General features: G+C 35.9%; 21 protein-coding genes and 2 tRNA genes. 10 read left to right on the top strand and 13 right to left on the bottom strand.

The window, feature by feature from the left end:
* The first annotated feature begins 115 nt into the window (after positions 1–115).
* On the top strand, positions 116–379 hold the full coding sequence (gene rpsT, locus KP713_RS05925; RefSeq protein WP_005548279.1) for a 30S ribosomal protein S20: 264 nt from the start codon (positions 116–118) through the stop codon (positions 377–379).
* A gap of 54 nt (positions 380–433) precedes the next feature.
* Here the strand turns inward: rpsT and bamC are convergent, their stop codons facing one another.
* Together bamC and dapA are read right to left on the bottom strand one after the other, a co-directional pair.
* Complete coding sequence (bamC, locus tag KP713_RS05920) at positions 434–1,435, bottom strand: NlpB/DapX family lipoprotein (RefSeq protein WP_215770118.1); 1,002 nt, start codon at positions 1,433–1,435, stop codon at positions 434–436.
* 86 nt (positions 1,436–1,521) lie between these two features.
* Entirely contained in the window at positions 1,522–2,418 is an 897-nt protein-coding gene (dapA, locus tag KP713_RS05915; RefSeq protein ID WP_065265469.1) for a 4-hydroxy-tetrahydrodipicolinate synthase, read from the bottom strand.
* 101 nt (positions 2,419–2,519) lie between these two features.
* Between dapA and bcp the strand changes: the two genes are divergently transcribed.
* From bcp to KP713_RS05895, 4 genes are all read left to right on the top strand, one after another.
* Entirely contained in the window at positions 2,520–2,987 is a 468-nt protein-coding gene (bcp, locus tag KP713_RS05910) for a thioredoxin-dependent thiol peroxidase (protein ID WP_215770117.1), read from the top strand.
* 163 nt (positions 2,988–3,150) lie between these two features.
* Complete coding sequence (exbB, locus tag KP713_RS05905) at positions 3,151–3,603, top strand: TonB-system energizer ExbB (protein WP_215770116.1); 453 nt, start codon at positions 3,151–3,153, stop codon at positions 3,601–3,603.
* A 3-nt stretch (positions 3,604–3,606) separates the two neighbouring features.
* Positions 3,607–4,044: a TonB system transport protein ExbD gene (gene exbD, locus KP713_RS05900; protein ID WP_215770115.1), complete on the top strand. Its 438-nt coding sequence runs from the start codon at positions 3,607–3,609 to the stop codon at positions 4,042–4,044.
* Positions 4,045–4,053: 9 nt separating this feature from the next.
* Entirely contained in the window at positions 4,054–4,827 is a 774-nt protein-coding gene (locus KP713_RS05895) for a TonB family protein (RefSeq protein WP_215770114.1), read from the top strand.
* Between the two features lie 85 nt (positions 4,828–4,912).
* On the opposite strand, the gene KP713_RS05890 is transcribed toward KP713_RS05895, so the two are convergent.
* The 7 genes from KP713_RS05890 to mutY form a co-directional block, all read right to left on the bottom strand.
* The gene (locus KP713_RS05890) at positions 4,913–5,746 is read right to left on the bottom strand and encodes a class II glutamine amidotransferase (protein WP_215770113.1); all 834 of its coding nucleotides are present in this window, start codon (positions 5,744–5,746) and stop codon (positions 4,913–4,915) included.
* Between the two features lie 102 nt (positions 5,747–5,848).
* The gene (locus KP713_RS05885; protein ID WP_215770112.1) at positions 5,849–6,226 is read right to left on the bottom strand and encodes a cytochrome b562; all 378 of its coding nucleotides are present in this window, start codon (positions 6,224–6,226) and stop codon (positions 5,849–5,851) included.
* A gap of 67 nt (positions 6,227–6,293) precedes the next feature.
* A tRNA-Asn gene (locus KP713_RS05880) sits at positions 6,294–6,369 on the bottom strand.
* Positions 6,370–6,371: 2 nt separating this feature from the next.
* A tRNA-Phe gene (locus KP713_RS05875) sits at positions 6,372–6,447 on the bottom strand.
* A gap of 238 nt (positions 6,448–6,685) precedes the next feature.
* On the bottom strand, positions 6,686–7,759 hold the full coding sequence (gene mltC, locus KP713_RS05870) for a membrane-bound lytic murein transglycosylase MltC (protein WP_065265466.1): 1,074 nt from the start codon (positions 7,757–7,759) through the stop codon (positions 6,686–6,688).
* Positions 7,760–7,773: 14 nt separating this feature from the next.
* Entirely contained in the window at positions 7,774–8,046 is a 273-nt protein-coding gene (locus KP713_RS05865; protein ID WP_048952712.1) for an oxidative damage protection protein, read from the bottom strand.
* A complete protein-coding gene (gene mutY / locus KP713_RS05860) occupies positions 8,024–9,160 on the bottom strand; it encodes an A/G-specific adenine glycosylase (protein WP_215770111.1) in 1,137 nt (378 codons plus the stop codon). Before mutY ends, KP713_RS05865 begins: the two co-directional genes overlap by 23 nt.
* A 173-nt stretch (positions 9,161–9,333) precedes the next feature.
* On the opposite strand from mutY, the gene rpmE reads away from it, so the two are divergent.
* The 4 genes from rpmE to KP713_RS05840 all read left to right on the top strand — a co-directional run bounded on the left by rpmE (position 9,334) and on the right by KP713_RS05840 (position 12,172).
* The gene (gene rpmE, locus KP713_RS05855; RefSeq protein WP_005625828.1) at positions 9,334–9,546 is read left to right on the top strand and encodes a 50S ribosomal protein L31; all 213 of its coding nucleotides are present in this window, start codon (positions 9,334–9,336) and stop codon (positions 9,544–9,546) included.
* A gap of 95 nt (positions 9,547–9,641) precedes the next feature.
* On the top strand, positions 9,642–10,454 hold the full coding sequence (locus KP713_RS05850; protein WP_215770110.1) for a glycosyltransferase family 25 protein: 813 nt from the start codon (positions 9,642–9,644) through the stop codon (positions 10,452–10,454).
* A 3-nt stretch (positions 10,455–10,457) separates the two neighbouring features.
* Positions 10,458–11,429: a glycosyltransferase family 8 protein gene (locus KP713_RS05845; protein WP_215770109.1), complete on the top strand. Its 972-nt coding sequence runs from the start codon at positions 10,458–10,460 to the stop codon at positions 11,427–11,429.
* The gene (locus tag KP713_RS05840; RefSeq protein WP_215770108.1) at positions 11,426–12,172 is read left to right on the top strand and encodes a glycosyltransferase family 25 protein; all 747 of its coding nucleotides are present in this window, start codon (positions 11,426–11,428) and stop codon (positions 12,170–12,172) included. The genes KP713_RS05845 and KP713_RS05840 overlap by 4 nt, the downstream gene beginning before the upstream one ends.
* 38 nt (positions 12,173–12,210) lie before the next feature.
* Here KP713_RS05840 and hemN read toward each other — a convergent pair whose 3' ends face one another.
* The 4 genes from hemN to KP713_RS05820 all read right to left on the bottom strand — a co-directional run bounded on the left by hemN (position 12,211) and on the right by KP713_RS05820 (position 16,235).
* Positions 12,211–13,578, bottom strand: coding sequence for an oxygen-independent coproporphyrinogen III oxidase (hemN, locus tag KP713_RS05835; protein WP_215770107.1), 1,368 nt, complete (start codon positions 13,576–13,578; stop codon positions 12,211–12,213).
* A complete protein-coding gene (locus KP713_RS05830; protein WP_140529429.1) occupies positions 13,578–14,024 on the bottom strand; it encodes a DUF2489 domain-containing protein in 447 nt (148 codons plus the stop codon). Before KP713_RS05830 ends, hemN begins: the two co-directional genes overlap by 1 nt.
* Positions 14,025–14,027: 3 nt before the next feature.
* On the bottom strand, positions 14,028–14,588 hold the full coding sequence (gene yihI / locus KP713_RS05825; protein WP_215770106.1) for a Der GTPase-activating protein YihI: 561 nt from the start codon (positions 14,586–14,588) through the stop codon (positions 14,028–14,030).
* A 120-nt stretch (positions 14,589–14,708) separates the two neighbouring features.
* Complete coding sequence (locus KP713_RS05820; RefSeq protein WP_215770105.1) at positions 14,709–16,235, bottom strand: catalase; 1,527 nt, start codon at positions 16,233–16,235, stop codon at positions 14,709–14,711.
* A gap of 249 nt (positions 16,236–16,484) precedes the next feature.
* Between KP713_RS05820 and KP713_RS05815 the strand changes: the two genes are divergently transcribed.
* The gene (locus tag KP713_RS05815) at positions 16,485–17,642 is read left to right on the top strand and encodes an EmrA/EmrK family multidrug efflux transporter periplasmic adaptor subunit (RefSeq protein WP_215770104.1); all 1,158 of its coding nucleotides are present in this window, start codon (positions 16,485–16,487) and stop codon (positions 17,640–17,642) included.
* The last annotated feature ends 5 nt before the right edge of the window (positions 17,643–17,647 follow it).

Here is a 17,647-nt window from a genome sequence, read left to right as displayed (position 1 = left end):
CGGTTGTGTCTCACCGAAATCAACACAAATTTTTCATTGACAAAAGTATAAAAAATCGGCATATTGACGCCCTTTATTTTGTCTATCAATCAACAGAAATTTTAGGAGTTTGACCTTGGCTAATATCAAGTCAGCAAAAAAACGCGCGGTTCAATCTGAAAAACGCCGCCAACACAACGCAAGCCAACGCTCTATGATGCGTACTTACATCAAAAAAGTATATGCTCAAGTAGCAGCAGGTGAAAAAGCAGCAGCTGAAGCAGCATTCGTTGAAATGCAAAAAGTTGTTGACCGTATGGCTTCTAAAGGCTTAATCCACGCTAACAAAGCAGCAAACCACAAATCTAAATTAGCTGCACAAATCAAAAAATTAGCGTAATTTTTAGCTAGAAAGAATGAAAAATAAAACCGCACTTTAAAGTGCGGTTTTTCTTTATCTTGATATGATATTACTTATCGCCTGATAGATCTTTCTTGCATCATTTCCAGAAAGTGAATGCCCTTTTTCATCAGAGATAACCATTGAACTTTGTTTGCCATGATCCGAGATTTGCATATTGTAAATACCGTTATCTATTTTGGGGGATTCGATACCTAAGCGTAGCCAGTCTTCTTTATTTAAAGAGGAATATTTCAATTCGCGATATCCTCTGCCAGAGGTTTCAGATTTAATCGCAAAACCCACTTTAGGTAAGGCATAGCCTAATTTTTCCCATGCTTGGTTAAATGTCGTATTCATTGCTAAAGCGATTTGACCATTTAGATCTTGGATAATGTGCGATGAAATAGCCCCTACAGAAGCGTTAGATAAATCTTGCTGTTGTTTTGTATAAGCTGATGTTAATGAATATATGAGACGATTCAGACGATCAGAGGTATAACGCTGTTTTTCAGACACACTTGGTGTGAAGATGATACCATCACGACGTGTTTGTAACACCGATACGGCAAGTGCACTAGAGCGGCGATCGGTAACATGCTCTATTTGATATTTAATTTCGACATTTTTATCTCCAATACGATCAGTTGGTGACCAATCCGTCGTTAAAACACTCCCCTGAACAGTGGATGAAATATTTTCTTCTTTCAGTAGACGTTCAACTTGCTTTAAATTATAGATGCTTGTTTGTTCTTCTGGATATACTATAAGGGCTCGTTCTCCATCAAATTGTGTTAATGAATTTTGAATAATTGCTAATGGTATTGATGGTGGACGAATATCGATATTTTCCCCTTTTTTGAAGGCAATATTAGGTAATGCATAAGTGTTGTCTGCAACAGGTAAGTTAACGCCTCCTGTTGCTAATGGAGAGAAACCTGGAATACTGGCTTCTGATTTTTGGAATGTATCATTAGCGGTTTTTAGCGTTTCTGGATCAGATGAACAACCACTTAGCACAACAGTTGCAGCCAAACCTAATATTATTTTTTTCATGTTTAGAATCCTATAAAATAAACGAAAAATCAATAATACTTTTGCGATAATAAAAATATGGGACAATGATCTGCCCCTTATTTTATTTATAATAATCCCGCAAATTTTAATGCTTCTTCTACTTTGGGTTGAACGTTTTCGCTTAATATGGTTAGCGGTAAACGTAAGTGAGGAGATTTAATTAAACCTAAACGATAAGCTGCCCATTTAACTGGTATTGGATTGGATTCAATAAATAAATCATTATGTAAGCGCATCAGGCGAGCATTAATTTCTTCGGCTTTAGTAAAATCACCTGAAAGTGCATAACGACACATATCAGCCATATCTTTTGAAGCAAGATTATTAGTAACGGAAATAACCCCTTCAGCACCTAATTTCATTGCTTCTAAACTAGTTGCATCGTCGCCACTTAAAACAATGAAATCTTGACCTGCAAGTGCTTTAATTTTTGTTACACGACTTACATCGCCTGTTGCTTCTTTAATACCTACAATATTTTTAATCTGGGCTAAACGAGCAACTGTTTCAGGTTTCATGTCACTACCAGTACGTCCTGGTACATTGTAAAGAATTTGTGGTAGATCGGTACATTCAGCAATGGCTTTAAAATGTTGGTACATACCTTCTTGAGTCGGCTTATTATAGTAAGGCACGACAGATAAACAACCGGCGACACCACTATCGCGTAATAATTTTGTCATCGTTATTGCTTCACTAGTAGCGTTTGCGCCAGCCCCTGCAATAATTGGAATACGTCCTTTCGCAAATTCTACTGTCTTCTCAATAACCTTTACATTTTCTTCAATACTTAATGTGGCAGATTCACCTGTTGTTCCTACAGAAACAAGTGCATTAGATCCGGCATCAATATGATGCTCAACTAATTTTTCTAAACAAGCAAAATCAATTTCGCCATAGTTATTCATCGGTGTGACAAGAGCCACAATACTGCCAGAAAATAAAGGATTTTGAGCTGACATAGAACCTCCGTTTATCTTTTTGATTTTATTATTTGGTATAGCTCTCTATAGTCGCTAAAATGGCTTTAATTTGCAAATCTTTTTTTTCAAAGGAGTCTTTTATGAATAGATTGATTGAGGGAAACCAAGCACCGGCTTTTACATTATTGAATCAACAAGAAAGTCCTATTTCTTTAAGTGATTTTAGGGGGAAAAAAGTGCTTGTCTATTTTTATCCTAAAGCACTTACCCCTGGGTGTACGAGTCAAGCATGTGGATTACGTGATAGCAAGTCTGAGTTAGATGAATTAGGGCTTGTTATATTGGGGATTAGCCCAGATATGCCGAAAAAATTGGCGCAATTTATTGAGAAAAAAGCACTTAATTTTACGCTACTTTCAGATCCTGATCATCAAGTCGCAGAAATGTTTGGCGTATGGGGGGAGAAGAAATTTATGGGAAAAACCTATGACGGTATTCATAGAGTCAGTTTTTTAATTGATGAAAATGGAAAAATTATGCATGTATTTGATAAATTTAAAACTACAGTTCATCACCAAGTTATCGTAGATTATCTTAAAAATCTTTAAACCTTTTTCAAAACTTACCGCGCTTTATGTAAAGTGCGGTAAAAAAGCATTATTTTTTAGTTCCATATTTACGTCTAATCCTAGCTTTGCTAAAATTCTCTAAAATTGAAATTCATTCTCAATTATATTTCCAATAAAATTCTCAAATAATAAGGACTGAAAAATGTTACAGCTTTTTGATTTTTTACAACAATACAGTGATTTTATCATTATTGGTTTACTGCTACTGATGAGTGTGACGATGTTAGCAATGGTAACCGAGCGTTATATTTTTTTACGTAAAGTTAATGTTGCGCATTACTCAACTATTCATGAGTTAGATATTGATTTGAATCGTAACATGACCACGATTTCAACAATTGGAGCTAATGCGCCTTATGTTGGATTACTCGGAACGGTTATCGGAATTTTGCTTACTTTTTATCAAATTGGCCACGGTGGTGGTGATATTGATGCAGGCATTATTATGATGCATCTTTCACTTGCGTTAAAAGCAACAGCATTAGGGATTCTCGTCGCAATTCCTTCTATGGTATTTTATAACGGTTTAGGACGTAAGGTAGAAGTTAATCGTTTGAAATGGAAAATGTTAAACGAACCAAAAGATAAGGAATAGTCTGTGAAAAAATTTGATGAAATCAACATTATCCCTTTTATCGATATTATGTTGGTGTTACTTGCTGTCGTCTTGATTACAGCATCATTTATTTCTCAAGGTAAAATTCAAGTAAATGTGCCAAAGGCGAGTACTGCTGTGGCATTCAAATCTGATGATCTCGCTAAATTATTAACGGTTACAGCGGATAAACAACTCTATTTTAATGATAAACCTATTTCGCAAGAGGCTCTTGAGGCTGAGGTTGCACGCTGGAATAAGGAGCAGAAAGTCACCTTGAAGATTGATGCAGAAGCATCTTTTCAGGATTTTGTAACAATCACAGATATGCTTGCTAAAAATGATATTAAAAATGTTGCGATTGTTTCAATGAAAGACAAAGGGCAGGGAAAAAGTGGCCGGGCTCCCCTCTCTACTCAATCTATTTCTACCGCACCTTAAGGAATCATTATGCAGCAAACAAAACGTTCGCTCTTAGGTTTGCTAGTTTCTTTATTGGTACATGGCATTATTGTTGGTTTACTTTTATGGACTTGGAATAAACAAAGTGATAGCGCCAATAATGCCACAGGAGACATTGCAACGAGCATTTCTATGGAAATGGTGCAGGGAATGGTTATGGAAGAGCCTGCACCTGAGCCTCAAAATATGCAGAAAGAACCTGAGCCGGAGAAGACAGAGGTTGTGGAAGATCCCACAGTGAAGCCAGAGCCTAAAAAAATTAAAGAGCCAGAAAAAGAAAAGCCTAAGCCTAAGGAAAAGCCTAAAGAAAAACCAAAGGATAAACCTAAGAAAGAGCTTAAACCTCAAGATAAGCCTATTAATAAAGATTTACCAAAGGGTGATAAAAATATTGATTCTACTGCGAATGCTAATGCAAAAGCGACAACAACGAGTACAGCTAATAGCAATGCTCAAGTAGCTGGTTCAGGGACTGATTCGAGTGAAATAGCCGCTTATCGTTCAGCAATTCGCCGTGAAATTGAACGTCATAAACGTTATCCAACTAGGGCAAAAATGATGCGTAAACAGGGTAAAGTCAGCGTATCCTTTAATGTTTCGGGTGACGGTTCATTAATTGGTGCACATATAACTCAGTCATCCGGTGATGAAAGTTTAGATAATGCGGCGCTTGATGCGGTGAATAGTGCGAGCCCTGTTGGTGCAAGACCTGCTGGATTTCCTTCGGGATTAAATGTGCCGATTAGTTTTACGCTTCAGTAATAAAAATAAAGGTATATAGGACAAAATAAAAGTGCGGTTAAAATCAATGAAACTTAACCGCACTTTTATTCTGACTAGAAAATAGTTAGATTGTTCTATTACCTAATGTGCCATCATCAATTGCTGCTTTTGCTGCTTTGGGTGTACCGATGACTTCAGCGATTTTATCTCCATTTTTAAAAAAAACAAATCCGCCATTTTCCATTTTTGTCCAGGTTTCATCTTTGGTAAGTGGAAAGGTTGTAATGATGTTTACCTTATCGCCCTCTTTCGCATAATCGCTAAAATCAATGACGCCGTCGTCATCAATACGATGTGCTTTTCCAAAAGGCGCTTTTCGCATTAAATAATGCAGGTTAGTGGAGCAGTGAGCAATCATCCATTCACCATTGGATAAAATAAAGTTGAACGTACCGTGTTGAGCTAGCTCTTTTGTCACTTTTTGAATTGCCTCAAAAATTTCCATTTCGCTAGGTTTTTGGCGGTAGGTATTTTTGAGATATTCTGCTAAGTAACAAAAAGCAGCCTCAGAATCAGTAGAACCAATAGGTTGTAAAAAGTAGTTACTCATATCAGGTAAATTTTTTAAATTACCATTATGCGCAAATACCCAGTTCTCCCCCCAGATTTCACGAATGAAAGGATGGGTGTTTTCGATATTAACATCACCTTGAGTTGCTTTACGAATATGAGCAATAACGTTTAGTGATTTAATCTTGTATTGTTTGACGCAATCTGCAATAGGCGAGTTACTTGCAGGATGATTATCACGAAAAACACGTACGCCACGCCCTTCAAAAAAAGCGATACCAAAGCCATCAGAATGGCAATCTGTTAACCCTGCACGACGACGAAATCCCTCAAAAGAAAAGACGATATCCGTTGGTGTGTTGCAGTTCATTCCGAGTAATTGACACATAGTTTAGATATATAACCCCATAATATGTATTGATTTAACACCATTATAGGGGGGATTTCAAGAGAAGTGCGGTGAATTTTTATAATAAAACGTTACATTTTATTACTTATATAACTTATGGTACATTTGTCGTAATTCTGACATTTCATATAGCTTTGTTTTAGCCGCATCAAGTTTGCCTTCTTTAGCTAAATTAGAGGCCTCTGTGGCTACATCAATCACTTTTTGAATACCTTGTTGATAACCAGGAAATTGAGATTGATCTCCGTTCCATTTTGTCGGCATGGTTACTTTTGAGTGTTCGGCAGCATTAATAAATGCGCTTATGTTATTTTGGAATTCTTCTGATGAAGAGGCTTTTGATGCTAATACTAAACGTTGGGACATAATTATCATTTCGTCACGAAGATTAATAGGATTTGTTGCAAAAGTGGAAGAGGCAAATACAGCAAGGCCCATAAACGCAAAAAATTTTTTCATTTGTATACCCTTAAAAAATAAAAGATAGCAAAAAGCCGCTAAATTTCTTTAGCGGCTTTTTAGAATTTGGCTCCTCCTGCGGGACTCGAACCTGCGACATATGGATTAACAGTCCACCGTTCTACCGACTGAACTAAGGAGGAAATGGTGCCTCGAGGCGGAATCGAACCACCGACACGGGGATTTTCAATCCCCTGCTCTACCGACTGAGCTATCGAGGCGTTATCATTATCGGCTACTGCCTGACAACGGAGCGTATTAAACTATTTTTTCGAGAGTCGGTCAATAACTAAATTTAAAAAAAATGAAAAAACTGTTTTATTTGGATAGTTAATCATCAAAGTGTTTATTAAAACAACTAAAATTCATAACTTGCTTATTCATTTCACAGTCATCTTTTTATAAAAAATGCTCGTTGAAACGGTTCAACGAGCATTTGGTTATGATTAAAGGACTGTATTATCGTCTTACACGGAATTTTTTCTGTGCTTGATCTACTTTTAATAGGTAATTTCGTGCTTGAGCAGATGGATGAGCTGTTGTCAGAATGCGGAAAACTTGTTCCGGATACATTTGATTGATTTTATAAATCGCTTCATCTTTATCATTATCAAATACACGCAACACCGCACCAGCACCACTATTATAAGCAGAAATCATAGCAAAGCGTTTTGATGTCGGATTGGTAATGCCATCTAAATATTGGTTTTGAAGAAGCCATAAATAAGAGACGCCCGAATCAATATTATTTGCTGGATCGTATAAATAATGCTCTGATGGCTGCCCACTTTTCCCTTTCATAGCAAATACATCACGGCCCGCAGTGCGTGGAACAACTTGCATTAAACCAATAGCATTTGCATAGCTAATTGCATAAGGGTTAAAGCTTGATTCTGTTTGCATAATACCTAAGATCAGACTTTCATCAATGCCATAACGTTCAGAGGCCTTACGAACTAATGGTAAATATTTCTGAGCGCGGACTTCCACGTGGTTTGCAATCATAGGAATTGCAACAAATTGCACGGTATGACCATTTTGTAGGCGGCGTGTTTGTAATTTATTTTGGATCAAATAAGTTGCAAAATTACTTGCAATAAATTGATTTGCAATTTGCTGACCTTGGTGGTCTACCACCTGTCCTAACAGAAACGGACGAGAACTGATAGGAACGTCACCTGAGGCAAATAAATCAATTCCTTTTGCATCTGCTCCCATTAATAACGTATGAACAATTGCATTATGCAAGCGATTAAGGTCTTGTTGTGTTTCAATGACAATATTACCTTCATCAAAACTTACGTGGCTACGAGTATAAAAAGAATCGGTATATTTTACGTAATCTTTACGGCTGGCCACTAATAATTCATTTACACCCCAAATACGATCAATATTATGTGAGAATTGTCCAGTAAGAATGTCTAAACCTTGTGTATCTTTTGCAAAGGCTTCATCGTAATTAATACTGCGGTTCGGAGAGTCGCTACAAGCATATAAAAAAGGCAGTAATGCTAATAATAAATACTTTTTCATTGTGTTACAGGCAATTAATTTGATGGTGGAACATAACCTTCAATATGCACATCTTTTCCTTCAAACAAAAAATTGATCATTTCTTGTTCTAATAATTTACGATGCTCGGTATTCATCATATTGAGTTTTTTTTCATTAACCAGCATCGTTTGTTTTTTGATCCATTCTCCCCAAGCCTGTTTGCTGATTGAATCAAAAATACGTTTTCCGAGTTCACCAGGATAGAGCTGGAAATCTAAACCTTCTGCTTCTTTTTTAAGATATTCACAAAATACTGTTCTTGCCATAATGATTCCTTACAAATTGAATTAAAAGATTTTTTACCGGTTGAGCAAGCCCGATCTGTTCAGGATTTTGCGGATCATACCAATATTTGACCGCACTGGATAGATTTGATTGATATTCTTTTGGGTTTTCCGTGATTTTACGCCAATCATCGTTTTCTTGTTCAATATGTAAATTATCATTAACTTCTGCGTAAATTGGGTGAATATCTAAATGAAAATGACTAAAAGTATGTCGAAAACTTGGCCAGGATTGATAATGGGAAATACCTTCTTGTATGAGGTGGTTCAATAACGTTGATTTATCCTCAAATTGAGGAAAGCAAAATAATCCTCCCCATAACCCCGAATTTTCTCTTTGTTCTAACCAAACTTTTCCTTTGTTTGATAATATTAAAAAATAGGTCTCTTTTTCTGGTAGGGTTTTTTTAGGTTTTTTATTTGGAAATTGATCCCAACTTTCATGTTTATTCGCCAAACAATCCTCATTTAAAGGGCAAAGTTCACATTTTGGTTTTGTTCGTGTGCATACCATTGCACCAATATCCATCATCGCTTGGTTAAAGTCAGCAACGCGTGTTACAGGCGTGACTTGTTCAGTTAAATGCCACAGGTAATTTTCCACTTTTTTTTCACCCGTCCAGCCTTCCACCTCAAAGTATCGGGCAAGTACACGTTTTACATTACCATCTAAAATGGGGTAAGGTTGATTTAAAACGGAAGATAAAATAGCACCCGCTGTGGAACGCCCTATGCCAGGCAATGCCCATACTTGTTCAAAATTAGTTGGGAAATTCCCATTAAATTCATCCCGCACTTTTTGGGCTGCTTTATGTAAGTTACGTGCGCGCGCATAATAGCCTAAGCCCGTCCATAAATGTAAGACTTCGTCTTGTGATGCATTAGCAAGTGCGGTAATAGAGGGGAATGTTTTTATAAATTGCTTAAAATAAGGTATAACAGTGGCTACTTGTGTTTGCTGTAGCATTACTTCAGAAAGCCATACTCCATAGAGCGTTTTATCTTGTTGCCAAGGCAAATTCTTACGCCCGAATTTGTCGTACCAAGCCAAAACAGATTTGGCAAAAGAGGTATGGATTGAAGATTGTGCTTGCATAAGGAAAAGCTTTGTTAAGAATGTTTTTGATTCTACACTAAAATTGGGCTTGTTTATCTATGTTTTTTCAGTATAATTCACAGCCTATTTGGTGCCAGATATGGCGTATTATTAACTCACGCGGTGTAAGGAGAAAGTTCTTATAGCGGCGTGGCTTCATTTTGAGGTTTTCTATGAAACAAGGTATTCACCCAGAATATAAAGAAATCACGGCAACCTGCTCTTGCGGTAACGTGATCAAAACTCGTTCAACTTTAGGCAAAGATATCAACCTTGATGTGTGCGGTAATTGCCACCCATTCTACACAGGTAAACAACGTGTTGTAGATACTGGCGGTCGTGTTGAACGCTTTAACAGCCGTTTCAAAATTCCAAGCACAAAATAATTTGAACTTGCTTCGAAACCCTGCCAAATGGTGGGGTTTTGTTTTATCTAGAGAACGTATAAAATAGTTAAATCTAAATTGAATAAGAAATACCTATGCATACCAATTATGTTATAAGCCTTTCATCTGCTTCTCAACGTCGAGAACATATCATCAAAGAATTTGGTAAACATCATATTCCTTTTGAGTTCTATGACGCTATAACCCCATCAGAGTGCCTTAATCAACTCATTCAAACTTATTTACCAAATCTTGCTCATGCTAAACTTTCAGAAGGGGAGAAAGCGTGTTTTATGAGTCATTATATGCTATGGAAAAAATGCATAGATGAAAACCTTCCTTATATATATATTTTTGAAGATGATGTATTGCTAGGTGAAGATGCTTATTCATTTTTAGCTGAAGATGAATGGTTAAAGGAGCGATTTACTTCAGATGATAGTTTTATTTTGAGATTTGAAACTTTTTTGAAACCAGCCAAATGTGAAAATGTAAAGATCTCATCATTTAAGAGTAGGTTGATTTTAAAATTAGTCGAAGAGCAGTATGGATTAGCTGCATACGTTATATCCAAAAATGCAGTTATCAGTTTGTTTAGGCAAATGTCCAGGCTTGCATCGGATGATATTGATGCGATTGATATTTTGGCATTTAGAGATTTTCTGAATTTAGATAATGTATATAGTTACCAAATTATACCAGCTATAAGTATTCAAGAATTACAATGGAAAAAGAGTAAAAGTGTTTTATATAGTCAGTTAGAAGATGAACGTTATAAAATATTAAAAGATAATAAAGTTAAAAATTCAAAGAAAACATTAATAGAACATCTCTTTCGATTAATAACTAAACCTAAGAGACTCTTATATAAGAGAAAGAGAAAAAAATATATAGTACCATTTAGATAGATTATGTTTAGTAATATTAAATTAGTTAATAAAAGATTAGATTTGGTTATTAATCATAATAATAATCATAATAATATAGTATTCTCATCAGATTTTAAGTATTCTAAATATATCGGTATATCAATATTATCAATTTTAGAGAATAACATTCATGAGAAGTATAATTTTCATATATTTGTTAATGAGATTGATATATTAGATTTAAACAGAATAAGATTATTGCCATATAAAAATATAAATATTTTCTTTTACTGGTTAGACGATAGTATTGTTGAGGGGTTACAAACGACTCAACATTTTTCAAAAGGTATGTATTATAGGCTGCTTATCCCTTATATTTTACATAGAAAAGTAGATACTTTTTTGTATTTAGATACGGATGTTATATGTGTTGGATCTATATCTGAAATATTCTCTACCAATTTATCTAAAAAGGTTGTAGCAGCTGTACCTGATACAATAGAAGAATATCATTTATATAGGCTATATGAATTAGGCTTTAATAAAGAATCAATATATTTTAATTCTGGAGTAATGTATATAAATACTAGTGAATGGGTTAATAATAAAATCACAGAGAAATTTCTTAGTTTAATTGGTATGAGTTCTTATGTTTATCCAGATCAGGATGTACTGAACCTGATATTAAATAATAGTTCTGTTGTATTTTTATCAGAAAAGTTTAACTACCAAAAATGGTTAAAACTATCTAGGGAAGATTTTTATGAAGAATGTAAATTAGTTTCTTTAGTCCATTTTATTGGGCCTCATAAACCTTGGTCGATATCTGGCTACAATAGAATCTATAATTATTATAAAAGTAGATCATTTTGGAAAAAGCAAGAATTTGAAAATATTGATACAACATTAGGGTTAAAAAAAGCATCTAAATACTTTTGGAAGGATGGTAATAAATTTATTTCAGTATGGTATCATGTCAGATATTTAATAAGAAAGTTAAAGAGACTAAAATGAAAAAATTGCCTATCTATATTATTAACCTAGAAAAATCTACTGATCGTAGAGCTTATATGCAGGCTCAGTTTGATCGATTATTTTTGGATAACACAGAGCAGGCTATTCATTTCTTTAAGGCAATTAATGGAAAAGAAAATCCGAATCACCCCTTATTCCAACGTTATAATGAGAAGAAGAGACTGAATGTGAAAGGGTATCCACTCACGCTCAATCAACTAGGGTGCTATGCTAGCCATTATTCAATGTGGGAAAAATGTGTTGAGTTAGATAGCCCTATTATTGTGTTGGAAGATGATGCTAAGTTTAAAGATAATTTTCTAGACGTGCTTGATTTTATTAATAGTGAGAAAAATACCTTTGAGTTTTTCTGGCTACAGCCTGATCGTTTAAAAAATAAAAGAAAATTAGTGGCGGATTTTGGGCATTTCTCTGTTTATCAATTTAGTAAAGGTTTTATTGGTGCGACAGGTTATTATTTAACACCTAAAGCGGCTAAGAAATTTTTAGCGCAAAGCCAAGAATGGTATTTAACTGTAGATGTTACAATGGATCGCTTTTTTGAAAATAAAGTTCCACCTTATGCAATTGTACCGTTTTGCTTAGAGGCAGATTATGAAATTGAATCAACTATTTTTGAAAAGCAGAAGAAAGTCAAGACATTAAAAACAGTGATAGCAAGAGAATTATTTAATATTAGTACAAGTGTTAAAAGGAATATTTATAATTTGTTGCATCCATAAATGACAAAGTGCGGTAAAATTTTTACCGCACTTTTTTGTTATATTATTCTTGAAAATTGCTGACGTTTTGCTGCTTCACGTGAGTAAGTATCAAAACACAAACAGATGTTACGAATTAATAACCTTCCTTTTGGCGAAACTTGGAGACCCGTATGAGTGAGTTTGATAAGCTCATCATCGATTAATGGTTTTAATAGTGCTAAATCTTCGGCAAAGTGAGTGGCAAACTGAATGTTATATTGCGCCTCGATCGGTGCGAAATCGAGTTTAAAGTTACAAATTAATTGTTTAATAACATCACGGCGTAAGCAGTCTTCTTGTGTTAATGCTAATCCTTTATGTAGAGCATTGCCTTGTTCTTCAATGAGGGCATAATAGCGCTTTAAGTCTTTTTCATTCTGTGCGTAAGTGTCACCTAATAAGCTAATAGAAGACACTCCAAGCCCTAATAAATCACATTCTTCTTGAGTTGTGTAGCCTTGAAAGTTTCGGTGCAATACGCCTTGGTCCTGCGCAATGGCAAGTTCATCATGGGGTTTAGCAAAGTGATCCATACCAATAAATTTATAACCTGCATTACCTAGTGTTTCGATCGTTTTTTGCAAAATGGTTAGTTTTGTTTCTGGTGCGGGCAGTTGATATTCTTTAATTTTTGCTTGCCCAGGTACGCGACTTGGTAAATGCGCATAATTAAACACACTTAATCGATCTGGATTGAGTGCAATTACTTTTTCAAGAGTGAACATAAAACTTTCTACAGTTTGTAATGGCAAACCGTAAATTAAATCAAGGTTAGTTGATTGAAAGCCTAATTCTCTAGCGTGATCTAACAATGCATGAATAAAATCTTCATCTTGTTCACGATTTACCGCTTTTTGCACATCTTTATTAAAGTCTTGTACACCCATGCTCATGCGGTTAAAACCAAGGTGACGTAGATGATCAAGCATAGAAAGTTCAATTCTACGAGGATCGATTTCAATTGAAATTTCAGCTGTCTCAGATACTGTAAAATGTTTTTTTAGCATTGCCATTAAACGAGCTGATTGGGTTTCACTCAGATAGGTGGGTGTACCGCCACCCCAGTGAATTTGGGTAACGAGACGATGTTTAAATAATGCTGAGCGCGCACTAATTTCTTTTTCAAGGTAATCTAAATAAATATCAGCCTTATGTTGATGGCGAGTGATCACTTTATTACAGGCACAGAAATAGCAGAGCTGGTGGCAAAAAGGAATGTGAACGTATAAAGAGAGCGGACGATTTGGATAGCGTTTTACGGCGGCTTCAAAATCTTGCTCAGTATAATTTTCATTAAATTCTAGGGCTGTAGGATAGGAGGTATAACGCGGGCCTGATTGATTGTATTTTTGAATAAGTGCGCTATCCCAAATAATTTCTGACATTAAATCACTCCAATCTGTTTAATATCGTCTAAAAACTGACGTAATTCTTCTTTAATTTCGTGTTCAAATTTGGCTTCAGCTCTTTCACGTGCAAAATCTAAACGCATTCTTTCTTTTTTTTCTAATTGTTTACGAGCATCATGAGTTGGCATGTTATGTACGATTTCATGTAATTGCGCCATACTGGGGTATGGAGTAAGCGTTTTACCAAAGGGCATTAATAACATGGTAAGGCGAATTACACCCTCTGAGTGATTACATTCGCCAGACTGCATTGCTCGAGCAATGATTTCAATACTTTCCTTTAAGCGGGCTTCCCTTATCGCTTTGGATTTAGCTATCATAATGTTTTGTTGTTTTAGCTGTTTTAGTAAACGAATTGCATATCCACTTAACCCTAGAACAACAATAAGTGCAACAATACTTAAAATAATGATCCAAATCATAGATTATCTAAATTGATTAATATCAATACGTTCAAAAGTGCGGTATAAATCATCTTCGTTTTCTTCTTCCTCTTCAATGCCTAGTTCTTCCATTAATTCGGCAATTCTTTCGAGACATTCATCCACAAATTGTTGATCTGCTTTGGTAATTGCTTTACCTTCATCTAAGGCATCTAATAATTCATTCAGAATCTCATTATTTTCAAGCTTTTCAAGCTCTTGCATTGGATCTAACTTTTTCACCTGTTTTACGACAGGAATCGTTTGTCCTTTTTCTGGTTTATTAACAAATTCCACAATTAATGGTACTTTTTTCTTGCTACCAATTTTAGGATCTTTAATTTCTTGTTGGATTTTGTTCGTTTTGTCTTCTATCGCGCTATGACGAGAACCAGATGCTAAACCTTTATGTTTTCGTTTTTTCTTATCTTCACGTGCTTTGGCATCTAATTCATAACGTATGAGTTTTTTTCCTGGACGAGAGTTGGAGATTTCGGGTTTCTTATCCGCTTTACGGATTGGCATAACATCAGTGATGCGACGTGTTTTTTTCTTACGAGCCATTCATAGTTCCTTTTTATAAAATTTTGCGGATTGTATCATTTTCATGTCTAAATTTATAGGCAAATAAAAAACGGAAGCACGTCACTCCCGTTTTTCTTTATCAGTAAAAACTGATTACAATTATAACAATCCACCTTGTCCTAATGCGGGATCAGTATCACGAGCTTTTAATGCATCTTCTACTGTTAATCCTAATGCTTTTGCAACACCAGCGCCGTATGCTGGATCACACCAGTGACAATTACGGATATGACGGTATTTGATGAAGTCAGGCGCATCCCCCATTGCCGCTGCAGTATTATTAAATAATGCTTGTTTTTGTTCAGCATTCATTAAGTTAAATAATGCACGTGGTTGGCTGAAGTAGTCATTATCATCTTGGCGATAATCCCAGAATGCAGCATCACCATTAATACGAAGAGGTGGTTCTGCAAAATCAGGTTGTTGTTGCCATTGGTTGAAGCTGTTTGGTTCATAGTGTGGTAAACTTCCGTAGTTACCATCAACACGGCCTTGACCATCGCGTTGGTTGCTGTGTACTGGACAACGTGGACGATTAACCGGAATTTGACGATAGTTTACGCCTAAACGATAACGCTGTGCGTCGGCATAGTTGAATAAGCGTGCTTGTAACATTCTGTCTGGGCTTGCACCGATACCTGGAACTAAGTTGCTTGGTGCAAAAGCAGATTGCTCTACATCAGCAAAGAAGTTTTCTGGATTACGATTAAGTTCAAATTCACCTACTTCAATTAATGGATAATCTTTTTTCGGCCATACTTTTGTTAAGTCAAATGGGTGGTAAGGCACTTTTTCAGCATCAGCTTCAGGCATGATCTGTACAAATAGTTTCCATTTAGGGAAGTCACCGCGTTCAATTGCTTCATATAAATCACGTTGGTGGCTTTCACGATCATTGGCGATGATTGCAGCAGCTTCTGCATCGGTTAAATTTTTGATACCTTGTTGAGTATGAAAGTGGAATTTAACCCAGAAACGTTCACCAGCTTCATTCCAGAAACTATAGGTGTGTGAACCATAACCATGCATATGACGATAGCTTGCTGGAATACCACGCTCGCTCATTACAATAGTAACTTGATGTAACGCTTCCGGCAATAATGTCCAGAAATCCCAGTTGTTCGTTGCTGAACGCATATTAGTGCGAGGATCGCGTTTTACTGCTTTGTTTAAGTCTGGGAATTTACGTGGATCACGTAAGAAGAATACCGGAGTGTTGTTACCCACTAAGTCCCAGTTACCTTCTTCAGTATAGAATTTTAATGCAAAACCACGAATATCACGTTCAGCATCTGCTGCACCTCGTTCACCCGCAACAGTGGTAAAGCGCGCGAACATTTCTGTTTTTTTACCAACTTCACTGAAAATTTTTGCACGAGTATATTTAGTAATATCGTGTGTGACAGTAAAGGTACCAAAAGCACCAGAACCTTTTGCATGCATACGGCGCTCAGGAATTACTTCACGCACAAAATCTGCTAGTTTTTCATTTAACCATAAATCTTGTGCAAGTAATGGGCCGCGAGGTCCTGCTGTTAAGCTGTTTTGGTTATCGGCAACAGGGGCACCGTTACCCATGGTAAGATTAGAGCTACTTAAATGTGAAAAAGGACATTGAGAACTCATAGAATACTCCTTGTAAAGTAAATAATCGTTTGGTTGAAATAAATTTCTTGGGTATCATACAGAAAGGTTTCGACGATTGAAATCTATTAAATCAATTCAAAAAAACTATTTTAAACTTTATTTATATTGAGTTCCTTTTTATAAAGTTTCATAATGAAGCACTTCGATCTTCGATAGCGTTTAAAGATTAGCTTTAAATTTTTTTAATGAGTTAATTTTTGAGCGCTATTCCTAATTTAGGATTAATTTATGGCTGAAATTAAACAATCTGATATTCCTAATCAGGCAAAACGTAAAAAAAGTCTCGGTATTTTTATCGTTATTTTACTTATTTTAAGTATTACTTGTACTTTGTATTGGTTTTTCTTCTTGAAAGATTTTGAAGAAACAGAAGATGCTTATGTGGGTGGAAATCAAGTGATGGTGTCATCACAAGTTGCGGGTAATGTAGCGAAGATTAATGCAGACAATATGGATAAAGTCCATGCAGGTGATATTCTAGTTGAATTGGATGATACCAATGCAAAACTTAGTTTTGAACAAGCAAAAAGTAATCTCGCCAATGCTGTTCGTCAGATTGTACAACTGGGTTTTACTGTTCAGCAATTGCAATCAGCTGTGCACGCCAATGAAATTTCTTTAGCTCAAGCACAAGGCAATTTGGCGCGCCGAGTTCAACTTGAAAAAATGGGTGCGATTGATAAAGAATCTTTCCAACATGCAAAAGAAGCCGTTGAACTCTCTAAAGCAAATTTAAATTCCTCTAGAAACCAATTAGCGGCCAATCAGGCTTTATTGAGTAACGTTCCATTACGCCAACAACCGCAAATACAGAATGCAATGAGTTCGCTCAAACAGGCTTGGTTGAATTTACAACGTACAAAAATTAGAAGCCCAATTGATGGGTATGTAGCGCGTCGTAATGCTCAAGTTGGGCAAGCCGTTTCAGTGGGCAGTGCATTAATGGCGGTGGTTTCTAATGAACAAATGTGGTTAGAAGCTAACTTCAAAGAAACCCAATTAACGAATATGCGCATTGGCCAGCCAGTGAAAATTCATTTTGATTTATACGGTAAAAATAAAGAATTTGATGGCGTGATAAATGGCATTGAAATGGGTACTGGTAATGCGTTTTCTCTCTTACCTTCACAAAATGCTACGGGTAACTGGATTAAAGTGGTGCAACGTGTACCTGTGCGAATTAAATTAGAGCCACAACAATTTGCTGAAACCCCATTACGAATTGGTCTTTCTGCAACGGCAAAAGTAAGAATTGCAGATTCATCTGGTCCAATGTTGCGAGAAAAATCAGAACCGAAAACTTTATTTGCTACTGATACACTTAAATATGATGAAAGTGCGGTAGAAGATTTGATTGAATCTATCATTCAGCAAAACAGCCATTAAGGCGA

This window comes from Haemophilus sp. SZY H36 (genome assembly GCF_018829625.1).
GTDB lineage: Bacteria > Pseudomonadota > Gammaproteobacteria > Enterobacterales > Pasteurellaceae > Haemophilus > Haemophilus haemolyticus_K.
The sequence above is the reverse complement of the archived record's forward strand: the minus strand, read 5'-3'. Positions and strand labels throughout refer to the sequence as shown.